The 12,481-nt window shown below is 38.6% G+C and carries 15 protein-coding genes and 2 tRNA genes; 10 read left to right on the top strand and 7 right to left on the bottom strand.

Annotated features, from left to right (window positions below; all coding sequences use genetic code 11):
* Positions 1-319 precede the first annotated feature (319 nt).
* The 5 genes from E3D81_RS04060 to E3D81_RS04040 all read left to right on the top strand — a co-directional run bounded on the left by E3D81_RS04060 (position 320) and on the right by E3D81_RS04040 (position 3,092).
* On the top strand, positions 320-1,135 hold the full coding sequence (locus tag E3D81_RS04060; RefSeq protein WP_167554225.1) for an alpha/beta hydrolase: 816 nt from the start codon (positions 320-322) through the stop codon (positions 1,133-1,135).
* A gap of 16 nt (positions 1,136-1,151) precedes the next feature.
* Positions 1,152-1,505, top strand: coding sequence for a bleomycin resistance protein (locus tag E3D81_RS04055; RefSeq protein ID WP_134776506.1), 354 nt, complete (start codon positions 1,152-1,154; stop codon positions 1,503-1,505).
* Between the two features lie 107 nt (positions 1,506-1,612).
* Positions 1,613-2,155, top strand: a complete 543-nt coding sequence (locus tag E3D81_RS04050) for a dihydrofolate reductase family protein (protein ID WP_134776505.1) — start codon at positions 1,613-1,615, stop codon at positions 2,153-2,155.
* Between the two features lie 37 nt (positions 2,156-2,192).
* Entirely contained in the window at positions 2,193-2,666 is a 474-nt protein-coding gene (locus E3D81_RS04045; RefSeq protein ID WP_134776504.1) for a DinB family protein, read from the top strand.
* 33 nt (positions 2,667-2,699) lie between these two features.
* Positions 2,700-3,092 carry a barstar family protein gene (locus E3D81_RS04040; protein WP_134776503.1) on the top strand — a complete coding sequence of 131 codons (393 nt, stop codon included), beginning with the start codon at positions 2,700-2,702 and terminating at the stop codon, positions 3,090-3,092.
* On the opposite strand, the gene E3D81_RS04035 is transcribed toward E3D81_RS04040, so the two are convergent.
* The 4 genes from E3D81_RS04035 to E3D81_RS04020 all read right to left on the bottom strand — a co-directional run bounded on the left by E3D81_RS04035 (position 3,082) and on the right by E3D81_RS04020 (position 6,628).
* A complete protein-coding gene (locus E3D81_RS04035) occupies positions 3,082-4,092 on the bottom strand; it encodes a WD40/YVTN/BNR-like repeat-containing protein (protein WP_134776502.1) in 1,011 nt (336 codons plus the stop codon). The genes E3D81_RS04040 and E3D81_RS04035 overlap by 11 nt on opposite strands.
* A 24-nt stretch (positions 4,093-4,116) precedes the next feature.
* On the bottom strand, positions 4,117-4,776 hold the full coding sequence (locus tag E3D81_RS04030) for a YceH family protein (protein WP_134776501.1): 660 nt from the start codon (positions 4,774-4,776) through the stop codon (positions 4,117-4,119).
* Positions 4,777-4,975: 199 nt separating this feature from the next.
* On the bottom strand, positions 4,976-5,656 hold the full coding sequence (locus E3D81_RS17340; protein WP_180268504.1) for a hypothetical protein: 681 nt from the start codon (positions 5,654-5,656) through the stop codon (positions 4,976-4,978).
* A 75-nt stretch (positions 5,657-5,731) separates the two neighbouring features.
* Positions 5,732-6,628 carry an AraC family transcriptional regulator gene (locus tag E3D81_RS04020; protein ID WP_134776500.1) on the bottom strand — a complete coding sequence of 299 codons (897 nt, stop codon included), beginning with the start codon at positions 6,626-6,628 and terminating at the stop codon, positions 5,732-5,734.
* 271 nt (positions 6,629-6,899) lie between these two features.
* Here E3D81_RS04020 and E3D81_RS04015 point away from each other — a divergent pair, with 271 nt between their 5' ends.
* From E3D81_RS04015 to E3D81_RS04000, 5 genes are all read left to right on the top strand, one after another.
* Positions 6,900-7,658, top strand: a complete 759-nt coding sequence (locus tag E3D81_RS04015) for a glycoside hydrolase family 16 protein (protein ID WP_134776499.1) — start codon at positions 6,900-6,902, stop codon at positions 7,656-7,658.
* A gap of 316 nt (positions 7,659-7,974) precedes the next feature.
* Positions 7,975-8,100 (top strand): hypothetical protein, encoded by a 126-nt coding sequence (locus E3D81_RS17560; protein WP_262708800.1) that lies wholly within the window; start codon positions 7,975-7,977, stop codon positions 8,098-8,100.
* An 18-nt stretch (positions 8,101-8,118) separates the two neighbouring features.
* Entirely contained in the window at positions 8,119-9,777 is a 1,659-nt protein-coding gene (locus E3D81_RS04010; RefSeq protein ID WP_134776498.1) for a fimbrillin family protein, read from the top strand.
* A 385-nt stretch (positions 9,778-10,162) separates the two neighbouring features.
* Complete coding sequence (locus E3D81_RS04005; RefSeq protein WP_134776497.1) at positions 10,163-10,516, top strand: transposase; 354 nt, start codon at positions 10,163-10,165, stop codon at positions 10,514-10,516.
* The gene (locus tag E3D81_RS04000; RefSeq protein WP_245153279.1) at positions 10,509-11,492 is read left to right on the top strand and encodes a transposase; all 984 of its coding nucleotides are present in this window, start codon (positions 10,509-10,511) and stop codon (positions 11,490-11,492) included. The genes E3D81_RS04005 and E3D81_RS04000 overlap by 8 nt, the downstream gene beginning before the upstream one ends.
* Positions 11,493-11,587: 95 nt before the next feature.
* Here E3D81_RS04000 and E3D81_RS03995 read toward each other — a convergent pair.
* From E3D81_RS03995 to E3D81_RS03985, 3 genes are all read right to left on the bottom strand, one after another.
* Positions 11,588-11,672, bottom strand: a tRNA-Leu gene (locus tag E3D81_RS03995).
* A gap of 5 nt (positions 11,673-11,677) precedes the next feature.
* A tRNA-Gly gene (locus E3D81_RS03990) sits at positions 11,678-11,750 on the bottom strand.
* A gap of 181 nt (positions 11,751-11,931) precedes the next feature.
* Positions 11,932-12,426, bottom strand: a complete 495-nt coding sequence (locus E3D81_RS03985) for a regulatory protein RecX (RefSeq protein WP_134776496.1) — start codon at positions 12,424-12,426, stop codon at positions 11,932-11,934.
* Positions 12,427-12,481 lie beyond the last annotated feature (55 nt).

The raw sequence follows: 12,481 nt of genomic DNA, 5'->3' as shown, positions 1-12,481 counted from the left end.
TTTAAGCAATTATAAACTCGGTTACAAACAAGATAATCAAAATGGATAATACTCTCATAATCTCGTTTAATTTCATAATTATTTAACACAACAATAGTTCTAAAAACCTGTTTTCATTTTAATCATCACTAAAAACTATTAAAAAAAAGAAATCACATTAATTTTTAGAACCAACCAAACTGCTACAAGCTCCAAATAATAGTGTAGAGATCCGGTTAAATAATACCACCAAAGAAATAAACGAAAGTAAAACTTCTCAATTAAGTAATGGGAATTAATTTTCAGCTATATTTATAATCTAAAAATAATTGAAAATTACATGATAAAATCATTGAATTACCTCTTATTATTCCTCTTACTTTGGACTTCGAGTTGTAAATCTAATAAGCAAAATGCTGATCCGATTCCTTCCCATGACTCCCTTCGGATCGAATCAAAAATATTGAACGAATCGAGAAGAATCAATATCTGGAAACCTGAGAATTATGATGAAATAACGGATTCACTTCCAGTAATGTATATGGCTGATGGGGGATTGATGGAGGATTTTCCGCATATCACCCATACGTTTGATACCTTGATCAAAACCAAACAGATTCCTGCATTTATTTTGGTAGGGATAGAAAACACCCAGAGAAGGCGGGATCTTACCGGTATCACAAATGTAGAGGAAGACAAAAAAGTTGCTCCGGTAATAGGTGGATCTGAAAAGTTCCGTGCCTTTATCAAGGATGAACTGATCCCTGAGATCAATAAACATTATAGAACCAATCCGATAAAAGGAATATTAGGGGAGTCCTTATCCGGTTATTTCGTGATGGAATCCTTCTTCTTAGAACCGGAATTATTTGATTATTATATCGCTTTTGATCCTTCCATATGGTGGAACGACCACTATTTAGTGAGGACAGCTGGAGAACACCTTCAAAAAATACCAGCAAATAAAAAAGTCCTTTGGTTTGCAGGTTCTGATGCCGAAGATATTAACCAATACACGAAACAACTTGCAGATAGCCTGAAGAACAATTCGCCCGCTACGTTGAATTGGAAATATTCAGACGAACCTCAACAACAACATCAAACCATATTCCGTGCCACCAAGGAGAAAGCATTAATTTGGTCTCTAAACCAGTAATTCAATTCATTTAGTTATGTTATCAACCGTTCACCCCAAGCTTCCATCAAGAAATCTGAAAATTACCAAAGTTTTCTATCTAGATAAACTTAAATTCCAACAGTTTGGAGATGAGTATCCAGATTACCTAATGCTTTATAGGGATAATATTGAGGTCCATTTTTTTGAATTCCAAGATCTTTCCATAACAGATAATTATGGGATGATCTATATTCGGACCAACGAAATAGAAAAGCTATACGAAGAATTTAAGGCTAATGGTGTTCCCATTCATCCAAATGGACCTTTATCATTAAAACCCTGGGGGATGAAAGAATTTTCTATCCTAGACCCTGATATGAATTTGTTGACCTTTGGAGAGAACAAATAAGCAGTTCAGAGGTTCAATCATTACATTCAATGGATGACAAGAACTACAATCAACGGAGAACTACAATCACGGAGAACAACAATTAACGGAGAAGAATAACAACATTTATGGATAAAAGGAATTCGGTATTTATTGCGACCAGCTTGGATGGGTATATTGCAGATCGCCACGATAAGATTGATTGGTTATTGTCCATCCCAAATCCGGAACAACACGATATGGGCTACCAGGATTTCATAGCCGAAATCGACGCCATACTCATGGGTAGAAACACCTTTGAGGTAGTTTGTGGATTCGGTGGGGATTGGCCTTATCCTAAGCCTGTATTTGTCTTGAGCAATAGCATGGAAAGTATTCCTCCTGCATATCAAGGAAAAGTGAATTTGCTTAAAGGGGAGATTCAGGATGTTTTGAAAACTGTACATGATCAAGGATACCTTCGTTTATATATAGATGGAGGGGTCGTGATCCAACAATTTCTTAAAGAAGATCTGATTGATGATATGATCATCACCACCATTCCTTACCTGCTTGGTGGCGGGACTTCCTTATTTGGAAGCCTGGATAAGCTCCTTAAATTCAAATGTGTAGAAGCGAAGGTCGAAATCGGATACATCGCTCAGGCAAAATATAGCAGGGATAGGAGTTAGGCATTGAGCGCAAGGGACCCTATAAAAAAAAGAAATCATGGAAAAATGCGAATTTATGGCTTCCAGGTTTCGGGAAGTATATCTTTCAGGAACTTGGATTGCAAATACAAATTATCAGGATCAATTACAGCAGATCAATTGGCAAATAGCAAGTACCCAGATTGCTGATTTAAACACCATTGCTGCCATCGTATATCACATCAATTATTACCTGCAGGGAATTTTGGAAGGATTGGAAGATGGGCAATTTACGATTCAAGATAAGTTTAGTTTCGATGTTCCGGAGATCGTTGAGGACCGAGAATGGCAGATATTAGTCCATGTATTTTTGGATAATGCGGAGAAATTTGCCCAAACCATTGAGCGCTTTGACGAAAGTAAATTAGAAGAAACATTCTTTGAAGAAAGGTTTGGAAACTATTGGCGTAACATAGAAGGCGTTATAGAACATGGCTATTACCATTTGGGACAGATCGTGTTGATCCGTAAACTGATTGCTGCTGATCATTAAATATTATCCTTATTTTTGGGGAAAATGATAGGAATGAAGAAGGAAATTGTCATAGAAGGAGCCTTGATCCACGATAAAACCAGTTTTTACGCAGAAATCAATAGAAAATTCATGGAGAATGAGAGCTGGCTATTGGCAGAAAGCTTGGATGCTTTTGATGACCTGCTGTATGGTGGGTTTGGAGCAATCAAGGAAAAGGAAGAAGTGCTTTTGATCTGGAAGAACTTCGAATCGAACAAAAAAGACCTTGGCTATGATTTTACCCTTGATTTCTATAAAAAGAAATTGGAGGATCCCGAATCTTTTGATTCCGCTGCCATCCAACAGAAAATTGATGATCTAAAAAATGGTAATGGCCAAACCTATTTTGAAATCATTGAAGAAATCATTTCCGAACATCCCAATATCGAGCTGATCAAGGAATAAGATCTACTTTCACGACGTTTCCATTACTTCCTGCCAAATAAATCTGACCATCCTTACTTACTTCAATGACATTGAAACTGGCATCAGAAATCTTCTTCCAGTTCATTCCGCCATCAAGGGATAGGTCCGTCCCGGAAGTACCGGTTGCTATTAACGTGTTTTCATCAATATATTTCACGCAAGATCGATAACCGAAAACAGGTGTAATGGGTTTTTCCCAGGATAATCCTCCGTTTTTGGTCAAAAGGATGTTATTGCTGTTGTTCTTATCGTCCATATAATTTCCGCCGACTACCACACCAACCCGTTGGTTGAGAAAGGCAATGGAAAATATTCCGGTTCCACTTTCCCCAGACCAGATCGGTGCATCCTGTACATCCAACCGATTCTGTTTGAGGTTTCGTTTCATCAAACTGGCAACTTTCCCGCCTGTGCCGATATATAACCAATCGTTCAACATCTGCATCGATGAACCACTTGCCGCGAATGCTGCTTCGCCTTCTTCGGCAATCAATGGTATTTCATCCGTTACATCCTTCCAGGTCTTGCCTTTATTCTTGCTTTCCAATAATTGGAATTGCCCTCCAATAGGATCTCCCAATATATATCCATGCTTACCCGTGAATTCCATGTCATCCAAGAAGATGGCAGGGTCATCATTACGGTAAACTTCCTTCCAATTTTTACCAGCATCCGTTGTCCTTAGGATGACAGCAGGACTTCCAGCGCTAACCATGACCGCTTCTTTGGCACTGAAAGCCACAATATCACGAAAATCGAATTTTTCATAGCCTTTTATCTGAGTCCATTGCCAGGTTTTACTGGCAATTAAGTATCTTCCAACTTGTCCGTTGCTGCCACTTACCCAGATAGCTTGGTTTTTATAGCTGTCCAAACCTCTAAAACTTGATTGGATGTTTGTTGCCAGATCGGTAAATTCTTGTGACCAGCTTAGGTAGGGTAGCAGGCAGAAGAAAAGGTAAAGACTGATTTTTTTCATGTGCAAATGATGGATTTGTTTTTATTAGCTTAATTCTTCCATAAGCTTATCAAAGGAAGCTTGAAGGGTAGCCAATTGTTGTTCCAATTGTTGGACCCGTTCTTCTAATTGGGCATATTTTCCTGTATTAGCTTCGGTTTCCGACGCGGAGCTTTCTTCATATGCTTCCTCATCAAATGGCGAAAACAAATGAACAAACCGGGCCTCTTTCTGTCCTGGCTTCTTTGATAGCTGCTGTACATAGGTAGGTTCATCTGTGCTTAATTTTTGGAGCAGTTCCTGTACTTCCTCTAAGGATTCAAACTCGTACAATCTCCCCGAATTGCTGTTGATTTCACCTCCTGTTAAAGGCCCTCTTAGGAATAGTAAGCATAAGGCGGCTAACTCTTGGGGTAATAAGGGGAATTGTATAGCCAAGTTATGTTTATACTTCGTCACGCGACTACCTCCACCAACAACCGTTGAAATCAATCCTTTTTTTCGCAAACTATCCAAGGTGTTGATGATGGTGCTTTCATCATAATTGACCACAGGTTTGCGGGAAGTTTTTTGGTTACAGGCCGTCTGCAAGGCATTCAAGGTCATTGGATAATATTCTGGAGTGGTCTTGGATTTCTCTAACAGGGATCCCAATACGCGTACTTCTTCGGATGATAGGTTGGGTAATGCTTTTATTTCTTCCATGGATAATGTTAAAATGGTTCTTCGTTTCGCTAAATATAATGATATTATAAGTGTTTAAAGGTATGTTTTTACAGATTAGAAAGAAAAAGGCAACCCAGAAAGGATTGCCTTTTACACCTACATGAATAGGTAGATGGGTGTTTTTACTTAGAATAAATGTTTATTTTACCTTTAATAAATAGTTGTCATTTGAGCTGGATTAGAACAAATTGATGTTTACAAATCCACCAATGTTATGGTCTTTGATTTTTTGTGGACCATAGAAATCAAAATTAGCACCAGCACCAAAGGTTACATCTTTGATCGTAATCCCTGCTCTAGCCATGATGTAACTTCTACCGTGCTCGCCAATCCCGGTATCCTGCGTGTATAGGCCCTGCAATCTGCTGTAGAATTTTAATTTCTCATTGATCATCGGTTTGAATTCGGCCAAGGCCAAAACTTCCATGTTGGCGTTTTTGGTCAAATCGGTCCGAGGATTGGCAACGATCAACCAATCTCTATTCGCAAAAGTGTACATGATACCTGCTGAAGGACGGATTCCGGTATAAGGAGTCCAGATAAATCCAGATGAAATATCCAGTCCTTTAACCAAACTTAAGGTAAGATTACCTTGCATCATGTAATCACGCATGGCTGATGATTTCCAATCGGTCTGAAAATTACTTACGGAAAAGAATCCCAAACGAGGTACACTCTGGAACTTTTTGTTGACGATCATTTGGTAGGATAGACCACGGCTTCCTGCCATCATTTCTACCGATACAGGTGGATTCATAACAGGTGCTCCGCCTTGAGCTGCTGGAGGTCCTTGAGCAAAACTTTTGTTGATCCCTAAAAGAACAACGAATAACAATAAATGGATATGAACTGATTTCATGCTTATTAATAAATATTTTACATCGGCAAAATTATGCTGGATTTGATGTAGAATATATTATTTAAGACGCATTATTTAGTACATATCAATCATTTTACGGTATTGGCTAGGAGTATGGTTGTTGTGTTTTTTAAAGAATTTTCCGAAATGTGCTTGGTCCGTAAAACCGAGTAAGTAGGCTATTTCTGCAAGGGTAGAAGGGGTTTGTAACAACAGGACTTTTGCCTCTTGAATTTTTAGCTCATTCAATAAGTCGTTGGCTGAGCGGTTACTCAGCATTTTAATGGTTTTGTTGAGGTGGTTCGGTGTTATATTTAATGCATCAGCATATTGTTTTAAGGTCCAACCGTGCATGATTTTGGTCTTCGCTAAACTCAAAAAGTCCTTGTATAATTTGTTTCCTTTACTTGGCTTTTGCTGGTTTTCTTCCTTGATCAGCAGGCTGATCTCAGCCAATATACACGCTAAATAAAAGGCTTGTAATCTGGATTGCTCTGTTTGATTTTTCTTTTCTCTACTGACCTCCCATAGTGATTGTAAGAGCTTATTTACTCTTTGGAAATTGGGCTCAGGAAAATGAAGGTAGGTTGGTAGGATCATTTGGTTAAAAAAATCCAATAATAACGGCTGGGTTTGGAGCATTTCATCCGAAAAATGACAATAATACCCTTCGATATCCGCGGTCATAAATTCGGTATTGGAAGCGGTAAGCCTAGGTACAAAAAGTAGATCAGCTTTTTTAAGTTCATAGCGATGGAGACCTGCCAATCTCGCGGAACTTCCATGCACAATGAACATAATATCATGCACTGTTTTTTTGTGCAAGGGCAGGGGAAGTTTAAGATCTACCTTTTCCGAATGGAAGGAATGAATGAAAAAATGATCAATATCCATTTGAAACCACAATTTATCGGTTGGATTTCCGATAAAGAGCCTTTTGAAATCTACTGGATGAAAGGTGTTTATTTTCATTTTTTTGTTGGATCTGTACGAAAAAGTGCTTGAATCTTCGATTATTTAAAGATACAGGATTAATTTCTAACTGTTGCTTTATTAATTACTACCTGCTTCATTATTAATTTCTACATGCTGCATTATAATTTTCTACCTACTGCTTTTGAAATTAGGTCAAAAAGAGGTAGTTTCGGAAAACATCAACCTAAAAACCATGATTCTTAAAAGATTTTTTATCCTCGTTGGGACTGCATTTTGCTTATTTTCTGCCTGTAAAGTAAATCAGAAAATGATTGACAAGCCCTATATCTATCTCCAAAAAGAAAATCGCTCGGATAAAAAATGGAAATTGGTCTGGGAGGATGATTTTGAAGGCAAAGAGATTGATACCACAAAATGGTCGAGGATTCCAGCTGGGAGTTCGGATTGGAATAGGCATATGAGTCAGGAAGATGAGGTTTTCCACTTGGAAAATGGCTATTTACATTTACTTGGGATCAACAATCCTGATACATTAAAGGACCCAAGGCCTTTCATTACTGGTGGTATTTGGTCTAAAGGGAAATTTGCTTTTCAGTATGGCCGGATCGAAATCCGTGCTAAATTAGGGTCCGCACAAGGGGCCTGGCCAGCCATGTGGATGTTGGCGGAGCTGGATAAATATGGAAAATACCCTATGAACGGAGAGATCGATATCATGGAACATTTGAACTTTGATAAGATCATCTATCAAACTACGCATTCGCATTATACACTAAACTTAGGACAAAAACAAAATCCTCCGCATGGGGGTACTGCTCCTGTGGATGCAGGGGAATTCAATGTATATGGATTAAGTTGGTATCCTGATCGGTTGGTGTTCCAATTGAATGGTAAGGACACCTTCATTTATCCTCGAAAAGCAGGTGTCGACAAATCCCAATGGCCTTATGATCAGCCATTTTTCATTTTGATTGATCAGCAATTAGGAGGAAATTGGGTGGGGAAAGTAGACCAAAAGCAACTCCCAGTTGCCATGGAAATTGATTGGGTAAAGGTTTATCAATAGCAATATGTCATACATATCTTTCCATTTTTGGTCTTAGTGTAGAACTAACACTACATAATCTTAATTAGGCGTATAAACACATACGCAAAATTTTCTTGCTCCATAAATCCTTTTTACATTTGTGATGTATAGTAGCGTCAATCACACAGCCAACTATTGTACCACACATCTATTAGAAAAATAAAACGAGTTAAAAATTAATTACCGTTGATTTTATTAAGTATGTAAAGGATTTACCCATCCCTTAATTTTTCGGCTGTAATTAGAAATCTACCCAAAAATGAAAAAAAAGTATAGTTCACCAACGGTCAGCGTCGTGAAGATACACATGGAGGCTGATATTGCTGTAGGATCTGCAAGATTGTATCCTTATAATAATAATGGAGAAATTTATGAGGAATGGGAACAGGAAGCAGATGACAATAGAAACATAGATTGGTAATTCTTAAGCGATAATCAAATGAAAAATTTAAAAAATAATTTTAGGAGATTAAGCTTGAGTTTACCCTTAATCTTAATGCTTTTTGTTGTTGGATGTAGTAAATCTGAGGATAATCCTGCAGTGGTAAAAGATGGTTCTTTAGTCAATATTTCCATTGATGGTATTTCTTATGAAGAAGACCAAATTGATTTTGAGAAGAAATCGAGTTCTAGAGCAGGTTCATCACCTTCGGGAGTGGTACAAGATACTACTTTGGTATTTGACGATTACTCAGTAGATGTTGTGATGGAAAAGGATAACGGACCAATTCAAAAATCTATTGGTGGAGGAACTGTTCAGAGCTCAAATAATGGTCTTCGCGCAGCAACTGTAGTCAGGAATAAATTAACTCCAGGTGTTTATTATCGGGTGGTTGTTTATAATTCCAATGGGACTTTTAAAGCCACGAAAGATTATGTTTATGGAACTAATCCAGCTAATAATTTTATCGCTTTAGATTCAAAAGTACCTTATACCTTTGTTATTTATTCCATAAATAGTAAAACAAATAATTTACCTAATGTAACTTATAAAAACGGTGTTCAGACATTTGCAAATGCACAGTTATTAGATGTAAGTCAGGATTTGATGGTTCAGGTAATTAAAGATAGGACTTTAAACGTGGGAGATAATTACTTAGGGGTTATTATGAAACATCGATACAGCATGATTACCACTAAGTTGACTATGGATCCGAAAATGACAGGAACTATTAAGGATTTAAAAAATACGACGATAGGTAAAGTTGATGCTAGTGCAACCTTTAATTTTGTAGACGGAACACTTACTTATAAAAATAACCAAAGTACAGATGCGATTGTTGTTTTTCCAGATTTATCAGTAGGAATAAGGGAAATAATAAGTTATCCGACTTTATTGATAAACCCGCAAAACTCGGCCAAGACCTTAACTTTTGGATTAATCACGATAAATGATGAAACTAAAACAGGTTTTAAAATTGAGAATATCAAAATAACACCAGGTTGTAAGTATAATTTGAACTTAAACTTTAGAACATGTACGCAAGAGGTAAAAATGGCTGATGATGCATTGAACTGGCGATACGAGGTTAACTCAACCTATACAGGTTGTATAGATCCAGTAACTGGGAAGGAATATAAAAATGGAGAGTTGTTGACAAGATCATTTTCTGCGCCTGCATCTGATTACGGATTCACTTTTGATATTAAATTATTGGATAATGCCATTAATATGAGGGTGAACAATACAAGGATATTTGGTACTTCGGCTTTGGATACCGCACAGATTCAATTTCAAACTTATGATAACACAGCAAATGGTGAAGGTATCATTTCTCAGAATATCAGGTTCTTAGATGGTTCAGAATATGGGAAAACGGTAAATGGGGTTGCTGTACCAGATATTTGGAAATTAACAGGTACTGATACAGCTCCAATTATAAGGATTATGATCAGTAAAACTGGTGAGGTAACGATGTTGGGTAGTAAAACAGATGGAGGACCGTTATTTCCATTAATTCTTAAAGCGGGTTTACAGTTTAATAAAGTTCCTTGGAATACTACCTCATCTAATACTGTTGTTGTTACTCAAAGGGTATCAAATACTACATTTGTTGTCGGCAGGGGATATGGACAAAAAAAGATTGCCTGTCCGTAAGTGGATTGAATATAATATTTAGATGGTTTGATAATTTTAAGTCGATGTGAAAGCATCGACTTTTTTTGTTTATTCTTGCTTCCTCCCTCATCTCGAGTAAGCACGAGGAAGCAGACACATCGTCATTGCGAGGAACGAAGCAATCTTTCTTTTTGGTCATCCTGAGCTTAGTCGAAGGATCTGTAAGTATGGTTATTTACGAACAGATGGTTCGACTTCGCTCACCATGACATGGATAAAGATTGCTTCGTACCTCGCAATGACGCGGAGATGTTGCAAGCCCAGGCCGCCATAGGTCTAAATACTCAATACTAAGGATCAAGCTGAATCCTTGGGGGGGAATACTAAAAATTTCTTAGTTTAGCATCTTTAAAACAGTTATCCCTTGCAAGAAGCCGAACGTAAATTACTATCCTTGTTGATGCCCGAAGGGCTTTTGGTATACTTTCAGATCATAGAAGTCGATCAGGTCGACAATCAGCTCCATATTTATTTAGATGAACTTAATATTGCTCCGACAGGCTATGAGAACAACAGGTTGGAGTCAAAGGGCTTCATGCCTTCCACCGAGATCTCGGACTTTCCCATTCGAGGCCAGAAAGTTACGCTACATATCCGTCGTCGTCGCTGGACGGTCCTGGATACCGGACAGATCATTACAAGAGATTGGAACCTTGTGCGTGAGGGTGCTCGAATGACTACGGAATTCGGGCTTTTTTTAAAGAAGATATTTGGATAACCATCCTGTAAGCACCCAATTGGTAGGATTATTCTTCCAAATGGACGGCAAGCAACTCCAGGATCAGTACAAGAACCACCTCAGTGATTTCCATGATTGGGACCAAAAACCTCATGCCGAGAGCTGGACATTGTTTCCTGAAAACATCTCGGAACATCTGAGCATAGATGAGACCAGCTTCAGCAATGGTGAGTTATATACCATTGTTAGCAGTAAATCGGCAAAGGGGCGTAAAGGAACGATCCTGGCAACTATTAAGGGCACTAAGGCTGAGGATATCATGGCTGTTCTTGATCGGATACCCTTGCGCTCACGGAACAGGGTAAAGGAGGTGACCATGGATATGGCCCCCAACATGGCCAAGGCTATCCGAAGGTGTTTCAGGAATGCCAGACGTGTGGTCGATCGGTTCCATGTCCAAAAACTGGCCTATGATGCAGTACAGGAACTCCGTATCAAATATCGTTGGGAAGTCCTGGATGCAGAAAGCAAGAAGATAATGGAGTCGCGAAAGAGAGGGATCCCATATGAACCCGAATTGTTGCCCAATGGTGATACGCTCAAACAGCTATTGGCCAGGTCGAGACACCTGCTGTTCAAACATCCAAGCAGATGGTCGGAAAGCCAGAAAAACCGAGCTGAACTGTTGTTCCTGCGGTTTCCCAAGCTAAAACAGGCTTATGATCTTGGAATTGCCCTGGGTGACATATTCAACAAATGCAGGGACAAAAAGATAGCTTTTACAAAGCTAGGTCTGTGGCACAATCAGGTTGAGAATGCGGGCATTGCTTCCTTTGAGAGCGTGGCAAGATCCATTGCAGCACATCACCAATATATACTACACTACTTCGATAACAGAAGCACCAATGCCTCGGCAGAATCTTTCAATGCAAAACTCAAAGCTTTTAGGAGTGTCTTTCGTGGCGTAAGGGACACAACATTCTTCCTGTACAGAGTGATGAAATTATATGCTTAAAAATCTTTACCCCCCAAACTTTCGGTATGATCCAATACTAACTACTAAATACTATAAAACTAAAAAAGCTCGTCATCCGACGAGCTTTTTTTCCGTACCTAGGGCGGGAATCGAACCCGCACTCCTTTAACAGGAACAGGATTTTAAGTCCTGCGTGTCTACCAGTTCCACCACCTAGGCAACTGAGCGAAAGACGAGATTCGAACTCGCGACCCCAACCTTGGCAAGGTTGTGCTCTACCAACTGAGCTACTTTCGCTTGAAGTGTTGCAAATATAGATATTTTCCCATTCCCTCCAAAAAAAATATGGTATTTATCTGAAAAAATATACCGTTTTAACCCCTTTAAACCTCTAACTGCCTCGTTTTTTATGAGATATCAAATTGTATGAATAATCTAAAATGATAGAGATTATACAACTTATCATTAGAAACCAAATTTATCCATCTAAATCATCCCGATTCCCTAGCATCCTAAAAATCAGATCTGTTTCATAACCTTTTCCCATCAAATACCGCACTAATTTGGAACGCTCCTGGTATGATAATTTAGCAATTGGCTTATCAATCTTCTTTTCAATAATCCCAGTTAATTTCGCTTCATAATCATCCAGATCAATCTCCCTTAGCGCGATCTGGATCAATGGCTTCGAAATGCGTTTAAGTTTCAGCTGTTGAACTATCTTGATCTTTCCCCAACCCTGCATCCTAAATTTACCCAATACATACGCTTTAGCAAACCGTTCCTCATTCAGGAAATTGCTTTCTATAAGCTTGGAGATGGTCTGTTCCACATCCTCCATATGCAGTCCCCAATCGTACAGCTTATCCCTAACTTCCTGTTGAGCACGCTCTTGGTAGGCGCAATAACTTTCAGCTTTTTTCAAGGCTGCCAAAGGCGTTAATACCTTCTTCTTTTTTGACGCTTCATCCATATTGCAAATCTTCAAAAAATGCTGAACTTAACGAAAAAATGATGAAATTCGTTGC

Origin of the sequence: Sphingobacterium sp. CZ-2, from assembly GCF_004526235.1 — a bacterium.
Classification (GTDB): domain Bacteria; phylum Bacteroidota; class Bacteroidia; order Sphingobacteriales; family Sphingobacteriaceae; genus Sphingobacterium; species Sphingobacterium tenebrionis.
Note: the sequence above shows the minus strand (reverse complement) of the source record. Positions and strands in the feature narration are given on the sequence as shown.